The 15,755-nt window shown below is 61.7% G+C and carries 9 protein-coding genes; all 9 read right to left on the reverse strand.

What is annotated here, in order from left to right:
- A partial coding sequence (locus tag H5399_RS16900) for a hypothetical protein (RefSeq protein WP_182784794.1) occupies positions 1 to 183 on the reverse strand: 183 nt, incomplete at its 3' end.
- A gap of 174 nt (positions 184 to 357) precedes the next feature.
- On the reverse strand, positions 358 to 1,824 hold the full coding sequence (locus H5399_RS16905) for a hypothetical protein (RefSeq protein ID WP_182784796.1): 1,467 nt from the start codon (positions 1,822 to 1,824) through the stop codon (positions 358 to 360).
- A 5-nt stretch (positions 1,825 to 1,829) separates the two neighbouring features.
- Entirely contained in the window at positions 1,830 to 4,919 is a 3,090-nt protein-coding gene (locus tag H5399_RS16910; protein ID WP_182784798.1) for a type III restriction-modification system endonuclease, read from the reverse strand.
- A gap of 130 nt (positions 4,920 to 5,049) precedes the next feature.
- Positions 5,050 to 6,702, reverse strand: a complete 1,653-nt coding sequence (locus H5399_RS16915) for an RNA-binding domain-containing protein (RefSeq protein WP_182784799.1) — start codon at positions 6,700 to 6,702, stop codon at positions 5,050 to 5,052.
- Between the two features lie 8 nt (positions 6,703 to 6,710).
- Positions 6,711 to 8,684, reverse strand: coding sequence for a site-specific DNA-methyltransferase (locus H5399_RS16920; protein ID WP_182784802.1), 1,974 nt, complete (start codon positions 8,682 to 8,684; stop codon positions 6,711 to 6,713).
- A gap of 24 nt (positions 8,685 to 8,708) precedes the next feature.
- A complete protein-coding gene (locus H5399_RS16925) occupies positions 8,709 to 10,607 on the reverse strand; it encodes a site-specific DNA-methyltransferase (RefSeq protein ID WP_220491099.1) in 1,899 nt (632 codons plus the stop codon).
- An 18-nt stretch (positions 10,608 to 10,625) separates the two neighbouring features.
- Positions 10,626 to 11,291 carry a DUF4391 domain-containing protein gene (locus tag H5399_RS16930; RefSeq protein ID WP_182784805.1) on the reverse strand — a complete coding sequence of 222 codons (666 nt, stop codon included), beginning with the start codon at positions 11,289 to 11,291 and terminating at the stop codon, positions 10,626 to 10,628.
- Complete coding sequence (locus tag H5399_RS16935; RefSeq protein ID WP_220491100.1) at positions 11,284 to 14,568, reverse strand: helicase-related protein; 3,285 nt, start codon at positions 14,566 to 14,568, stop codon at positions 11,284 to 11,286. The genes H5399_RS16930 and H5399_RS16935 overlap by 8 nt, the downstream gene beginning before the upstream one ends.
- Positions 14,561 to 15,607, reverse strand: coding sequence for an SNF2-related protein (locus H5399_RS16940; RefSeq protein WP_182784807.1), 1,047 nt, complete (start codon positions 15,605 to 15,607; stop codon positions 14,561 to 14,563). The genes H5399_RS16935 and H5399_RS16940 overlap by 8 nt, the downstream gene beginning before the upstream one ends.
- Positions 15,608 to 15,755: the final 148 nt, after the last annotated feature.

A 15,755-nucleotide genomic window follows, 5' to 3' on the forward strand; every position in this document is an offset into this window, starting at 1 on the left:
TCCGGTGCGGTCGAGGTGGCCGCAGGCCTCGCAGATCCGGAACCGGGGCCCGGCGAACCTGTTGCCCGCGATGGTGATCTCGCCGGCGGTGTGGCGGCGGGGGCCGAGGTTGTACCAGCGCACCTCCATGCCCTTGAGGTACGCCACCCCCAGCCCGCCGGTGGTGTACCAGCGATCCTGCACGGTCTCCGGGTCGACGTCGGCGGCGGTGACGATCGCGAAACCGGCGCACGCGGCGGAGTGCTTCCAATTCAGGCTACGATCGCCTCTCGCCGCTGTGGCGAGACGGGCCCACGAGCAGTCGAGGTGCTCATAAAGCTACCCGTGTCATGGATCGATGAGATGCGTAGAAGTGGCTCAAGCCTTTGATCCCGAGGGCTTGTTGTCGGCACGCGCATCGATGACAACGATGGACTTCTCGCCACGGAGGTCTAGTTCCTTTAGGACGGCATCGACCTTTACGACGTCGGCGTCCGTGAAGCAGACGATCATCTTGACTGAGGTCCGGGTGCCGTTGGCCTTCTCGTAGACCGCAACTTGGTTCTGAAGGTTCCTCTTGAGCTGACTGTTGCTCGCGAGCTTGATCTCGATCAGCGATTTGTCGATAGCTCCCTTGCTCACCTTGAAGTCCACTGGCCCGCGCCCGTTATTCACCTCGCGGTTCACGTCAAACTCGCTCCCGAAGAAGATCAGGCCGAAGAAGAGTTGGACTTCCTTCTCCGTCGCGAGCGGGCGTTCGTGGCCTGGCCGGTTGAGAAGTCGGTGACCGTCTTGGTTCTCGATATACTGCTTGAAGCCGATCGCCCGAGCGAGCGCCTCGTCGTAGCTGTTGACCGGCGTCTGGTAAAGCGTGGTGTTGGTGCGGATGTCCTCGACGACCTGTTGCACCATCCGCACGAGAACCTCGAAAACCTCCTGCCGCCTCTTGGCGCTGAGTCCGACTGCCTGCTCCCCGGTGTTCTCCTTCTGGCGGATGTAGTAGTCGATGACCTCCGGAAACTGGAGAATCGCCGCGGCTGCCAGGTCCGAGTACTCCTTCTTCGTGGGGTTGTCACTCAACTTCTTGAAGAGGTAGTTGTTGACCTGCGCGCGGAGCTGGTCATCCTCGATCGCGTCGGGAATGCTGCTGAACTCGCGCACCAAGTCAGAGCGACTAATCCAGGTGTCGTCCTTGGTGAGCATGTCGGCTGGGGTGAGCAGGACGTAGTCGTCGCGGAGTGCTGGCAGATCGTACTGGCGCGATTCCCAGGTCTCCGTCTCGTAGTTGAAGACCGCGCGAGCGACCGAGAACGTGCCGCGCTGGACGGGCGACAGATGTGTCTGGGCGAACGCCTGGGTGTACTCCAGCAGATAGCGCTTGATGAGGTTCGTGGTGAAGTCGCTGATGTTGTCGCGTCCGACGCCCTCTTTGATGAGCGCGAGCCTCTCCAGGTGGGCACCCTTGGTGATCGACTCCGACCCAAACCCTTTCAGGATCGAGCCGAGCGAGTTGTGAAGTGCGCCGGCGAAGTCCTTGCCGAGCCCGCTCCCCGAGTTGCCGAGCACTGTGAATCCGAGCCAGTTCTGCTTCACCTCTTGGAACATGTACCAGGACTTGATGAGCCCCGGATCGAGGTCGGGAGTGGCTCGGTCGCGGAGGAAGACGAGGTAGCGGATCATTCCGTCGTGGAGATCGCGGTAGTCCTGCTTCTTGCTGTTGAAGAGCAGGAAGGGGTCGATGAAGAGCGGCAGGTCCGAAGCGAGGCTGATGTCGAAGGCTCCGTAGTCTTCCAGAACTTTCGGCGACACTCCGAAATGCTGTGAGAAGTAGAGCTCAATCCCCATCGTGGCTACACGCCAGAAACGAGCTGCATCAACTCGGTATAGTCGGTGACTACGTCGTATGTGACGTCACTGCCGTTCTTCTCGCTGAGTGACGCGAAGAACTTGCGGGCGCACTCGATCTTGGCATCTTCGACGCCCTTGAGCTGGAGTGTGGACAGCGAGCCCTTGGTCTCGGCGACGAAGTAGACGTGCTTGACGCTGCCCTCGGTGAACGCGATGGCCCAGTCGGGGTTGTAGTCACCGACTGGCGTCGGGATGAAGAACCCGCGTGGGAGCTTCGCGTACACAGCGACCTCGTGGCTGGTATCGAGTTCGGTGACGAACTCGCGCTCAACCTTGGAGTCGGCGACCACGTAGTCGTAGATGTGCTTCTTGAGCTTCGATCCGGCCTTCGAGAAGTCTTGGGCGGTCTGGTTCTCGGTGAAGATCGCAGAGTCGAAGCGGTCTTCAAGCGCGTCGTAGGCAAGGTGCTCGACGATGATAGTGGCTTTCTGCTCGTTGATGAGTCGGGCGGCCTCAGTGATGAACTGCTCAGGGTTGAGACGGAACTTGGCAAAAGTTCCTGGCGTGACGCCTCGGAGGATCGCGGCGACGGTGCGACGAGTGAGTTGGGTCTTCTCGGTGATCTCTCCGAGAAGGTCGTACTTCACCTGCGAGCCGGCGCTCACGGTCTCGGTGTGCGTCTGCGTGGTCTGCACCGCGAAGCCGGAGCCGCGGGTTAGGTCGTCAGCCTCCAACTGCGCTCGCTGCTGGCCAGCTTGCACGACGTATTGCAGTGCGGTGACGTTGAGGTGCTTGTCAAGGTGCGTGATCGCCTTACGGATCAGCTCTGCGGAGTCGAACTCGACCTGGTAGACGGCGCGGTGGTTGATCCGGCCCCACAGGGCCTGGAACTCCTCGCGGGCGAAGTTGGCCTCGTTCAGCGGAATCTTCTTCGGCTTCCGGTCGTCGGTAGGCACCGGTAGGTCGAGGTAGAGCACGTCGATCAGCGGCCACACAAAGTCGATGACAGGCTTGAGCACCTCAGAGGTGGGAGCGGCGAGGGTCCCGTCTTCCTTGGCCTCCTTGTAAGCGTCGGAGATCGTGTCGTCGTCGTTCACGTAGTCGTTCTTGACCAGATACTTGTAGAGCGCCTGGGCGACGGCCTCCTCGATGACCAACTCGCCCGAGAGCGTCTGGATGGTCTTGCCGACGAAGAACTTGACGCTGGCCTTGCGCGGCCGAGCGGCGAGCGACTCGGATATTTCGCGTTGGAGGCCCGTCACGAAGTCGGTGTAGGACTCGTCGGTGACAACGGTCAGCTCGTTGATGTCGTGCACCGTGACGGGGTTGTCCATCCGCTCCCCGTGCTGGTCAACGGCCAGCCGCAAGCCGCGTCCGATCTCCTGGCGGCGGGAGACTGTGTTGTCGCTCTTCTTGAGCATGCCCATGACGAACACGTTGGGGTTGTCCCAGCCCTCGCGCAGTGCCGAGTGGGAAAAGATGAACCGAACGGGTTCGGCGAACGACAGCAAGCGTTCCTTGTCCTTAAGGATCAGGTCGTAGGCGTCGGTATCTACCGACTGACCCTTGTCGTCACCGCGACCGGATACCTTGCCGTCGATCTGGCGTTTGGTCTTCTTATCGATGGAAAAGTACCCCTCGTGCACGCGGCGCACGTCATCCCGGCGCAGGTAGGTCTGGTACTCCTCGGTGGCCGCGTCGATGGCGAGCTCGCCCAGCACCTCATCGCGGATCGCGGCGTACTCCTCCTCGAACATGCGCGCGTAGTCGCCCAGGGTGTCCTCGCGGCTATAGTCGCGATACTTGGCGACCTCATCGATGAAGAACAGCGAAAGCACCTTGACCCCCTGGCTGAACAGCTCGCGCTCCTTGTCCAGATGCGCCCGGACCACCTCACGAATCTGGATGCGGCGCTTGGTCTCCTGGGTGACATCCCGGTCGGCGAGCTGCCCGGCCAGCACCACGTCACCGTTGCTCAGCTCGATCACGTCGCGGTTGGCGTCCACCTCAGTGATGAACAAGCCCTTGTACGCCTCGATCCCGTGTGAGACATCGTGGAGGTTGGCACCCATGTCGAGACGCTTGAGCTGCCGTTTGATGCCCGAGGCCGTCTGCACTTCGATCTCGACCCGCGCCCGAGGTTTGGCGCCCTTGGCGATCTCGATGGCGTCCAGGTACAGGTAGGCGGTCGATCCGGCGAGCCCCTTCACGGTGATGCCGCGCACTGCGATCTTCTTCACGAGCTTCTGGTTGTAGGCGTCCAGCGCGTCGAGCCGATGCACCTTGGTGTGATCGACCTTGTGCGTGGCGGAGTAACGCAACAGCATCAAGGCGTTGAACTCCGCCAACGCCTTGAGCGACTTGTCGGCGCCGATCTTCTGCGGCTCATCGATGATCACGATCGGCCGGTTTGCCTTGATAACGTCGATTGGGCGGCGGGACTGGAAGTCGTCCAGCTCGTCGTAGATGCGGCGCTGGTCCTTGCCCTGAGCATTGAATGCCTGAATGTTGATGATCATCACCTGCACCCTGGCATCCGAACTGAACCGCTCCAGCTCGTGCAGCTGGGATGAGTTGTAGATGAACGAGCGTGGCTTGGTGCCGTAGAGCTGCTGGAAGTGCTCGGCGGTCACGTCGAACGACTTCTTCACGCCCTCGCGGATCGCGACCGATGGCACCACGACGATGTACTTCGACCAGCCGTACCGCTTGTGCATTTCCATGATCGTCTTGATGTAGACGTAGGTCTTGCCCGTGCCCGTCTCCATCTCCACGTCAAGGTTCGGTGCACCTGGAGCGGCGGCGCTGGAGGCGAGTCTGGCCGCCAGTGGGAGGTTCCGTGACCGCTGCACGGCGTGCACGTTCTCCAGCAGTTGCGCTTCCGACAGGACGATCTCCGCGTTGCGCAGACCGGCGTCGTCGCTGACACTGGCGCCGTCAGTATGGAACGCCGACGGCTGAGCCGTTGTCGTCAGTCTCCCCGGATCGATCCGGTAGGAGATCCCATCGAGCTTGGGTTGTCCGGCGAAGACCTCGACGACGGCATCGACCGCATCCGTCTGGTACTGCTGGGTCTTGAACTGGAGCTTCATGCGACAGGATGCTTTCTGTGAGCGGCAACTTGCCGCGACGGACGTAAGCATGCGGACACCCCGTTGACTATGGGTTTTATTTCGCATGTTTGCTTTCGGCTTGTGTACTTGCCCCTCTCCTCGCACATGGCTAGACAAGCTCCCATCGCGGCTTCTGCTGTGACCCAGCGTTCCGGATCGTTCCCTCGGTGCGCATCCGGGTCAGCAAGTTCGTGACCTTCGCGCGCTGTTGCTTCGGATCGAGCGCCTCGGGCAGGTATTTGCCCAGGAGGTCGTCGATCTCCTTGCGTGACGCCCCGCTGTACTGGGTGAGGTAGTCGATCACGAGGCGCGAGTAGTGCGCATCATCCTGTGCGCGACGACGGATGTACTCGGCCTTGGAGTCGATGATCGCCGCGATGTCGGCGTTCACCCGAAGGTGAGGACGTCGTCCTTCGACAAGCTTGGCCTTGCGTAGCCGAGCGATCGCCTCGTCAATGATGGGTAGGCCTTTCTGCACCCTGTCGAGCGCAAGGATGTCGCTCAGAGACAGATCAGTACGCACCATGAGCACCCGAGAGAAGGCCTCATCGATGACCGCCCCATGGATCGTCAGCTTCACCTCTTCGGGGTCGCTCAGGTCATAGTCGGGCAGGGGCAAGAACCGGCGCACCTGATCTTGCACCATCCGGTGGATGCCGTTGCCCATGTGATCGATGAGGTTGAGCTCGGTCATCGCCTCAACAAGCACCGGATTGCGGTAACCCCTGGGAACAAGCTCGTTGACCATGTAGTCCTCGGGGGACCTGTCGAAGAACTGTCCGACGCTGATGAACTCGACACGATCCAGGCGCTCGATAACGATGATGCGAGACATGCGACTGTAGTCCTGATGTGCGATGCAGTTGTAGATCGCCTCGAGGAGGCTGCGCTCGTCGTATTTGCTGATCTCACGGTAGATGAGTTCGTTCGGTGGCATCAGCCGCAGTTGGATGTTCCGGATCCGGCTGGCCAGTGCACTCGCGTTCAGCAGGAACGGCAGCCCGAAGTGCTGGTAGGCCGACTCCGGGCCCGAGAGCTTCCACGACATCTCCGCCATGTGGGGGGAGAGCAGATGGCTCGAGGTAAACTTGCCGAGCAGGATCACCGCAGCCCTGGTGATCTGGCCGTCGATGATGAGCCGGATCTTCGACAGAAACGTGGCGTCATCCCAGTCGGTCAGCTCCTCAGCCAGCCGTGGATAGCGCTCAGCAAACCCTTGTCGTGCACGCAGGACGGCTTCAGGGTCCAAGTGATCGAGGGTGGCGTCGGGCAACGGCACCGCAGTCCAGTCTGTGCTGATCGACTGGTGCCGGATCTGGTCGAGCTTGTCCAGCGAGAGCGACACCAGGCTTTCGCCTGCGCGAGCGCGGTAATCGCCCTTCCACGAGATCGGGATGCCGCGGGGCGCCGCCGGCACTTCCAGAAGCACCACGCGCTTGCCGGAGTGCATGACTTCGTAGACCTCGCGAACAGTCAACCCCTGGTCAATGGACTGATGGATGTGGTGCTTCAAGGTCTGACGCTGCTGAACGTCTATGAGATGGGTCGTGCCCACGACTTGCCGAGCGTTCGAGACCCCGAAGACGAGCCACCCCGACGTGAGGCCGCGAAGGTTCGCCTCGTTGCTCAGCGCGGAGACGTACTCGCCGGTCTTGTCCGCAGAGAACTGCCGAGCAGCCTCCTTGAACTCGACAACTTCGTTCTCCCAACCGGCAAGCAGCCGGTCGAGGAGGTCGGTGAGTTCGTCGTTCGTCAGGGTCATGTCGGTCCTCAGATCGTCCTTACCTCGGTCGCGGGCGACACCTCGCGGAACACCTGCTCGGCGTTGATACGCGCAGCATCAGACTCGAACGCATCATCACGGAAGACCGCGCGGAGCGGCCCACGCTCGGCGATCACGCGCACAACCTCGGGAGTCACAGACTCCGCGAAGCAGCCGACCAGCGCATCGTCGTCAACTGAGTACACCTCACGATCGTCGACTGTCTCTCGGACTATCGGGAGGGAGAGGTCGAGGCCCCAGTCAAGGGTGACTTGGAACAGCAGGTCATCACCGGAGCGGTCGGGCTTGATGCTTGGTGCCAGGTCATCGAGACCAAGCTGTTCAGTGTCATCTGCGGTTCTCAGTACATCGGCCTTGTTGCTGCCATCGACGCGCAGAGAACGGAAGCCGACATCAAGGTCAGAGCCCAGGAGCCCCGCCTCTTCTTTTACCTGCACTCCGGCTTGGCGCAGGCGCTCACGGGCGAGGTCGGCGAGGTTTGCGTACCCCTGCTCCTGTCCGACGGAGCCGGAGTCGAGAGCTTCGTCGAGCTGCACCAGAATGAACCGTCGATTGCCATGATCGGCAGAGTTGAGGTTCATGACGGCGTGCGCGGTGGACCCTGACCCCGCGAAGAAGTCCAGGACGATCGCTTCCTTGTCGTCTGACGTGGCCGCGTTGATCCAAGTCGCCAGAACGCCTGTGTCCTTCGGATAATCGAAATGTTTCCCCCCGAGCAGCCGGGCAAGGGCATCGCTCGCCGGAGCGCGCTCTTGTAGCACAAGCGGCCTGATGGCTTGCATGGACATATCTGACAGGAAGCGTTTCAGGCGTGGGGTAGTCGTGTGATCGTGACCGAAAAGAATGCGGCCCTCTTCGATGAGCGCTTGCATGCGTTCCTTGGCGTAGACCCACCCGTTGGGATGGCGCTTTACCGGCACCCCGGTCCGCGGGTGGGGAACGTCGTACATGAGGTTTTCCCTCGGGTTCGGCGAGCGAAGGTTGTCGCGCGTAAACACGTTTCCGTCCGCGTCGATGTCGCTGTAGGCCGCCAAGCCCGGTTCGACATTGGGTTTGCCCCTCCACCACGCGCGGAATAGTTCTGTCGCTCGCTCCGGGGTTTCTCCTGACTCTGCCCAGCACCGCTGTGCGGCAGCCATAACGTCCTCGTAGCCACGTTTCGGTGCCTTGAACCGAACGTCAGCTTCAATCAGCGTCGCCTTACTGCGTGCGTAGACGAGCATGTAGTCGATGCCTCCGGAGGTGAACCGGGCGTCATTTTTGCCGGAACCTTGCCAAACGACATTGGCAAGGAAATTGTCAGGTCCGAATACCTGGTCCAGAATCGAGCGAAGGCTCGCATGTTCGTGGTCATCAATAGCGACAATCATGACCCCGTCGTTGGTCAGTAGGTTCCTGGCCAACTTGAGGCGCGGATACATCATGCTCAGCCAGTCAGAGTGGAAGCGACCGTTCGCCTCAGAGTTCGCAACCAGGCGCTCCCCGCTCTCCAGGCTCTGACCTGAGCGGGCGAGGTACTCGGCGCTCGACTCGGCGAAGTCATCGTAGTAGACGAAGTCGTTCCCAGTGTTGTACGGGGGGTCGATGTAGATCAGCTTGACCTTGCCGAGGTACGACTCCTGAAGCAGCTTGAGCGCCTCCAGGTTGTCGCCTTCGATGAAGAGGTTCTTTGTTGTGTTGAAGTCAATCGACTCCTCACGCACCGGACGCAGCGTCTTGGCGATCGGCGTGTTGGCGGCGAAGGCGGCGGCACGCTTACCGGGCCAGTCGAGGCGGTACCGCTCCTGCGGCCCATCAACGACGTGGTCGGAGAGTTCTTGTCGGAGAAGATCGAAATCAACGGCGAGGGTCACGTTGCCCTCCGGGTCTCGCGACTCGGTGATGACCTGCGGGAACAGGGCGGCAATCCGCTCGATGTTGCGAGCGGTGAGGTCGGGTGTGTGCAGGGTGCGCTTCTCCATCACGCACCGCCGACGGAGCGACGGTCATATGGTTTTGACCTCAGTGTGTGGCGAGCGTTCACTGAACACCTGCCCGATGTTGATGCGCTCCGCGTCGTCCGCAAAGTCTTCGTCGAGGAACACGACACGAAGCGGCTGACGTTCCGCGATGGCTGCGGCAGCCAGAGAGAGAGAGAGAGAGAGAGAGAGAGAGGAATGATGCGGGTCACGCGGACGCGTACATAGGATCAACGCACCCTCCTCAACATCGTGGACCTCGAAGCCATCGATAATCTCCTTCCGAATCGGCATCGTGAGTTCCAGTCCCCAGTCGAGCAGCACCTGGAAGAGCAGGTCATCGCCCGTACGGTCGGACTTCACGCTGCTGATCAGGCCCTCAAGCTCGCCCTGTCCAAGCTCGTTCGAGCTCGCTCTCACGTCCACCATGTTCGTCGAGTCGATCTGAAGAGCACGGAAGCCGATGTCCAACGAGGGTGCCCCGAGACCGGCCTCAGCGACAGCCTTCTCGCCAGCGCGAGTGATGCGGTCTCGACAGACATCCGCGATGGTGCGATAGCGCCCGACAGCAGGTGTGTCGCTGTCGCCAAGCTGCTCAGGCAGCTGGACCAAGATGAACCGACGGGAACCGCCATCCGCAGCGTTGGTCCGCAAGACGGCGTCAGCGCTTGTGCCTGAGCCCGCGAAGAAGTCGAGCACGATGGAGTCGGGGTCGGACGCGATCCTGAGCAGACGATCCACGAGGCCGACAGGCTTGGGCGTGACGAACAGGTTCTCGCCCGAGGCGGCATCCATCAACTTGTGTAGCTCCTGCTTGGCGTTGCGAGTGCTTCCGACCTCACGCCAACTCCAATACGTCTGCGGGATAACACCGTCCCGAACCTCAGAGAGAAAGCGTTTGATGCCCGGCCGTACCGATCCATCGCCCCACCAAATACGTTCATCTGCGTCCAGTTCATCGAACCTCGCCTTGCTCACGCGCCAATAGCTGCCCGGTGGTGGGCCGTCGATCACCCTGCCCGTTGGCGTGGTGATCGGGAATCGGCCTTCGTCGTATCGGTTTCGGGCTGCAAGATCGCCGAGCAACCATGGGCCACGCGGATCGTTGTCGGGGTTCTTGTACCGGGCGATCATGTCCTCAGTGCGTGGGAGGAGGTTCGGTCGCCAGGCGTCCGCGTCTCTCGCGTAGAGGACGAGGTATTCATGGTCTTCGCTTAGGTGGCGTGCGGAGTTCTTCGGACTGTCCATCTTGTGCCAGACGACAACGGCGATGAAGTTCTGCCTTCCAAAGACTTCATCCATTACTGCCCGAAGTCTTGGCAGTTCGCGGTCATCAATGGAAACGCTGATCAGCCCGTCTTGGGTCAACAACGAGCGCGCAAGCTTGAGGCGAGGGTAGATCATCGATAGCCAGTCGGAATGGAACCGTCCGTTGGCCTCGCTGTTCGCCACGAGCCGTTGACCGCCTCCGTCCGCCTGCCCGGACTTGATCAGGTAGTCCTCGGTGCTGTCACTGAAGTCGTCCTCGTATATGAAATCCCCACCTGTGTTGTAGGGCGGGTCAATGTAGATCAGCTTGACCTTACCGAGGTACGACTCCTGGAGCAGTTTGAGTGCGTCGAGGTTGTCGCCTTCGATGAAGAGGTTCTTCGTGGTGTCGAAGTCCACCGACTCCTCACGAACGGGGCGAAGCGTCTTCGCGATCGGCGTGTTGGCGGCGAAGGCGGCGGCGCGTTTGCCAGGCCAGTCGAGCCGGTACCGCTCCTGAGGTCCCTCCACGATGTGGTCGCTGAGTTCCTGGCGCAGAAGGTCGAAGTCGACCGCTCGCACGGGGTTGCCGTCGGCATCCAGGCTCTCGGTGATGACGCTGGGGAACAGCTTGGCGATCTTGTCGATGTTGGCTTGCGTGAGGTCGGGTGATGTCATGCGTAGTCTCTCCACGGGTTACCTCTGCTGTTCCAGTTCGTGTTGCTTCATCTTGAGTGTCCGGCGAAGCTCTATCTTGCGGTTGAGCTGTGGCTCAGTGCGGAGCTTGCGCTCCAGGGACGCGACCTCGCGTTCCAGCCTGCGTACCGCGGCCAGTCTGTCGGCGACGTCTGACATCTCCTCGCCTGGACGGGCGGTGATCGGCGTCAGCGGTTGCAGCAGCGCGGCGTAGAGCGCGGGCAGGTTGATCGCTGTGGGCAGGGGTTGCCGCTGCGCGTCTCCTGGCTGCCAGCCGGTCGAGTAGTAGGCGCTGAGCTTGGGAGCCCCGGCTCCGAGTTGTTTGTGTGCGGCCACGGTCCGAACCTCGGGTTGTTCGGTGATGCTGCGAGTGATCTCGAAGATGATCGGGAACGGTACAGCCTTGTCGATGGTGGTGAGGATTACTTCGCTGATGTCATCGGTCTTGGCCTCCAGCGTGAAGACCTGCACCTCGGGCACGGCTGAGGTCGCGGGAAGGTTGATGGTGGACTCGGCGAGCTTGTAGGCCCAAGTGATGCGTTGAAGTCCAGAGACGAACTTCTCACGGACTGCAGTGTTGACGGCGCCGTGCTCGTAGAACTTCTCTTTGGGTACTCGTCTGCCGAACTTGGCTGCCTCGGGCCAGCGGTAGAGGATGTCAGTCATCGGCACCGCCTTCGGCGGGGTCTACGACGGCGATGAAAGCGGTCAGTTCGAAGTCGTCGAGGCCGGCGATGGTCTGGGTGAGGGCGGTCGTGCTGCCGCCGGTGAAGAGGCTATCGATGTCGCGTTCCTCAGTGACATCGATCATCGAGTGGATCGCGTCGGTGAGCAGCGCCGAATACTTGCCCATCTGGGCACCCTCGCCGGTTACGGCGTTGAACACGCCGACGACATCGCTGACCGGTTCCTCGTAGGGTCGGCAGCCGGCGCGAAGCAAGTCGAGGAGATGCTTGGCTTCGGTGTGGTTCGCGACGACCTCGCCCTGGTCGTCGAGGTAGACGAGGTAGTGCGGGTGGAGTCGGTTGCCTCGGTTGATGTGCTCGTCTGCGGTGAGGTTTCGGAGGGCGAAGATGACTCCGGGTCGTAGCCCCTTGTTGGGGTCTGCGGGGATCACGGCGTGGAGGCCGCGGGGTGCGGTGTCGAGGTCGCCGTGTTCCTTGATGTAGCCGAGCAGATCCATGCGGAAGTCGTTGAGGCCGAGGTCGGTGATCGAGACCCCGGTTCGGACGTCTTCGAGCTCGATGACCTCGTCTTGGAGCTTGCGGAGTTGCTCTGTGCGGAAGGCGGCGTCAGAGTCTTCGAGGGTGAGGACGTTATCGTCGGCGGTGCTGGCGAGGTCGGCGATGACCATGCGGTTCTCGACGCGTTCCTTGAGGTTGATGTACTCGTCGAGGGAGATGTCGGGCCAGAAGTTCACGAGCTGAATCTGGTTGTTGGTGGAGCCGATTCGGTCGATGCGCCCGAAGCGCTGGATGATGCGCACGGGGTTCCAGTGGATGTCGTAGTTGATCAGGTAGTCGCAGTCCTGGAGGTTCTGGCCCTCGCTGATCACGTCCGTGCCGATGAGCACGTCCAGTTCGCGCGTCTCGCGTGGCATCGTGAGGTGGCGCTGTTTGGAGCGGGGCGAGAACAGTGACATGACCTGTTGGAAGTCGAACCCTGTTCCAAGGGTCGTCTTCGCGCCATGGCTGCCTCCCGTGATGACCGCCGTGTCCAGGCCGACCTTGGCGAGTACGGGGGCGAGTTGCCTGTAGAGATAGTCAGCAGTGTCGGCGAACGCGGAGAACACGAGCACCTTGCGGTTGCCATCGTTGATCGGGTGCTGAGCCTTGTCCTCGATGAGCTGCGTGAGTTTACGGAGCTTGAGGTCGTGGTCCGGGGTGACCTTGCGCATCTCTTCGAGGAGTTCCCGTAAGGTCTCACGGTCGTTCCACAGGTCGCGCTGCCAGGACTCGATGTCGAGGTCGTCGAGGTCGATCCTGATCTTCTCCCCGAAAGAAAGCGCCTCGATGTTCGCATCTTCTTCGTCATCCACGTCGAAGTCGAGTCCCGCGAGCTCGGGGCTCAGGTCGGGGAGGTTCCCGGCATGGTTACTGATGCGCCCAAGCGTGCGGGTAACCGAGCCTTCGATCTTCTCCAAAGTGAGGCGGAAGGCGTTGACTGAGCTTTCCAGACGCTTGAGCAGGTTCACGGTCATGAGCTTCCTCAGGCCCTGTTCGCGCCCTGCCTGCCCGAGGTTGGATCGAGCGCTACCCGTGGTGACGTTGTAAAGGTCTTCGTACTTGGATCGTCGGCTCGGGAAGACATACGCGAGCGGTGTGTAGACGCTGAGGTTAAGGGCTTGGAGCTGCTCGAAGATGTCGCCGAAACTGGCTGCGCCAGGGAGGTCCGTGAGCGGCTCCCGGATGGAAAGCGGCGGCCGCCGCTCAGGGAAGGCGCCGAACTCCGCGGTGTCGTAGAACGCTTGGATGTGCTTGCGGGAACGGGCGATGGTGACCGAGTCCAACAGCTCGAAGAAATCGAAGTCGAGCAGCTGGAGAATGCGGTCAGTCGTACGGTGCTCGGGGTCGAGCTTGGACCACTCGTTGAACACGCGCTGCGCGTCAGAGAACACCTTCTCGACGGTCGTGGACAGGCTCAGGTGCTGGGCGAGGTTCTCTGACTCGCCCTCGTAGGCCAGCTGGAGCTGGTTCTTGAGGTCGTTGAACCGATTGTTCACCGGGGTGGCCGAGAGCATCAGCACCTTGGTCTTCACTCCCTCGCGGATGACCTGGCGCATGAGGCGCTGGTAGCGCGACTCCTTCTCCTCGGCGTAGTCGGCGTTGCGGAAGTTGTGAGACTCGTCTATCACGACTAAGTCGTAGTTGCCCCAGTTGATCCGGTCCAGCCGCAGGCCGAGTGACTCGCCCCTCGTGCGGGAGAGGTCGGTGTGGGCGAGCACGTCGTAGTTGAAGCGGTCGGAGGCGAAGATGTTGGTCGTGAGGTTGGCGTTGTAGTTCGTCCAGTTCTCAGCGAGCTTCTTTGGACACAGCACCAGCACAGACTTGTTGCGCAGCTCGTAGTACTTGATGACCGCGAGTGCGGTGAACGTCTTGCCGAGGCCCACGGAGTCGGCGAGGATGCAGCCGTTGTACGTCTCTAGCTTGTTGATGATGCCGGTGGCCGCGTCCCGTTGAAAGTTGTACAGGCTCTGCCAGACCTTCGTCTCGTGATAGCCAGTACGGTCGTTTGGCAGCACGTCCTCGTTGATGTCGTCGAGGAATTCCGCGAACAGGTTGTAGAGGATCAGGAAGTAGATGCGCGCGGGGGAGTTCTCGGTGTACACGCTGGCGATGTGGTCGTGGACGGCCTGGGTGACATCGCTGACTTGCTCGGGATTGGTCCAAATCTGGTCGAAGAGCTGCAGGTACTGCTCGGTCATCGGAGCTTCGTCAAGCCGGTGCACGAAGCTCGAGACGGCATTACCGCGTTCGTATCCGAGATCGGCTGTCGTGAACCCCTGGAGTTGCGTGTATGCGACCTTGTCGTCGATGACCGCGAACTGTTGCATCGGGTTGCCTGTGGCGTTCGAGCGGAAGGTGACCTTGCGGCGAACCCAGTCGGCGCACTCTCGTGCGATCGCGCGCTGGGTGAGCTTGTTGCGCAGCCTGATCTCGAACTCGGACCCGGCTAGGCTCAATTCAGCCTGTCCGCCGGGGATGAAGAACTCGCGGCGCTCCTTGCGGAGCTTGTCCGTGACCTTCTCTGTCACGAACGATGGTGACGTGAACATGAACTCCAACTCGGAGACCATCTCCAGTTCCTGGCGCAGTGCTTCGAAAGCGAAGATCGAGAAGGTCGATGCTGCGATGCGAACCTTCGAGCCCGGCGCGATCTCGGCCTTGAGATCGTCTCCCAGAAGGTTGCTGACGTTGTTGATGATGCGCACGCGATCACCCATCCATTCCAGCGCGAACGAAAACGGCGGTGCAGCCCCGCCTCCGCCAGACGTCGATATGACTGGCTGCAGCGATCCTAGGGCGTCCGATTGTCTGACGGGGGAGGCGCTTGCCTACCCGTGAAGCGCAGTTGAAGCCTACAGACGTGGATGCTGCTCTGGCCGAGCGGCGGCTGCTTGGCCGCCGGATTGAAGCCTGACGCCGTGGGTTGCGGGCCACCTGAAAAGAAGGCGTGGCGGAGGCGAGGTTGAGGGCGTCGGCCTGCGGTGCGAGGATGCTGGCCAAGCGGTTGTTGAGGGTGGCGGTGTTGGTGACGTTGTGCGACTCGTCGATGACGACGGCGTCCCAGTGGTGGCGGCGCAGGTCGTGGACGAAGCGCTCCTGCTTCAGCGTGTCGATGGAGATGATGACGCGGCGGAAGTAGGAGAACGGGTTGCGGTTGGCGGGCAGCTTCTGCTTGACGCGGGCCACGCCCTGGGAGTCGAGGCGCACGAACGGGATGGCGAAGCGGCTCCACATCTCGTGCTGCATCTGCTCCAGCACGTGTCGCGGGGTGACGACGAGGATCCGCTCCCCGCGGCCGCGGCGGATGAGCTCGGAGAGGATCATGCCGATCTCGAGCGTCTTGCCGAGGCCGACGGCATCGGCCAGCAGAATGCGGGGCCGCAGTGTCGCGGGGTCGAGGGCCTTGGCGACGGCCTTGTGCTGGTAGCCGAGCTGGCGGGCGAGCATGCGGGGCGAGACCGTGAGCGAATCGTCGCTGAGGGGGACGGCGGTCTTCCGGAGGGTGGACTCCACCCAGAGGCGGGAGCGGCGGTACTTGGGTGAGTCGTCGGCGCGGACTTGAGTGTCGCGGGGGTCGTTGAGCTTGATCCGGTCCAGCGAGGGGTAGAAGACGGCGTCCTGGCCGCGGACCAGGTCGGAGAGACCCTGGGCGTTGAGGACGGGTCCGTCGGACGACTCGTCCACCGAGGTGATCAGCCAGTCCTCGTCGCGGACCACGACGACGTTGCCGGGTGCGAAGGTGTTAGTGCTACTCATCGTGAGATGGAGCCTATCGGTCGGCCTGGTCACGCGGGGCGCGCTCCTGCCGCAATGCCCCATCGGATGTCGGCGACGGTCAGGCGCACGGCGTTGGCGCCGCCCGTTGATGCCTCTTCTGGCCCCGGGGACACACTGTCGGTGGTGA

It is taken from the genome of Tessaracoccus sp. MC1627 (assembly GCF_014164725.1).
Classification (GTDB): domain Bacteria; phylum Actinomycetota; class Actinomycetes; order Propionibacteriales; family Propionibacteriaceae; genus Arachnia.

Excerpts from the sequence above, each read along its gene's own strand:
- H5399_RS16905 (WP_182784796.1), bottom strand. The coding sequence starts at position 1,824 with ATGGGGATTGAGCTCTACTTCTCACAGCATTTCGGAGTGTCGCCGAAA.
- H5399_RS16910 (WP_182784798.1), bottom strand. The coding sequence starts at position 4,919 with ATGAAGCTCCAGTTCAAGACCCAGCAGTACCAGACGGATGCGGTCGAT.
- H5399_RS16915 (WP_182784799.1), bottom strand. The coding sequence starts at position 6,702 with ATGACCCTGACGAACGACGAACTCACCGACCTCCTCGACCGGCTGCTT.
- H5399_RS16920 (WP_182784802.1), bottom strand. The coding sequence starts at position 8,684 with ATGGAGAAGCGCACCCTGCACACACCCGACCTCACCGCTCGCAACATC.
- H5399_RS16925 (WP_220491099.1), bottom strand. The coding sequence starts at position 10,607 with ATGACATCACCCGACCTCACGCAAGCCAACATCGACAAGATCGCCAAG.
- H5399_RS16930 (WP_182784805.1), bottom strand. The coding sequence starts at position 11,291 with ATGACTGACATCCTCTACCGCTGGCCCGAGGCAGCCAAGTTCGGCAGA.
- H5399_RS16935 (WP_220491100.1), bottom strand. The coding sequence starts at position 14,568 with ATGGGTGATCGCGTGCGCATCATCAACAACGTCAGCAACCTTCTGGGA.
- H5399_RS16940 (WP_182784807.1), bottom strand. The coding sequence starts at position 15,607 with ATGAGTAGCACTAACACCTTCGCACCCGGCAACGTCGTCGTGGTCCGC.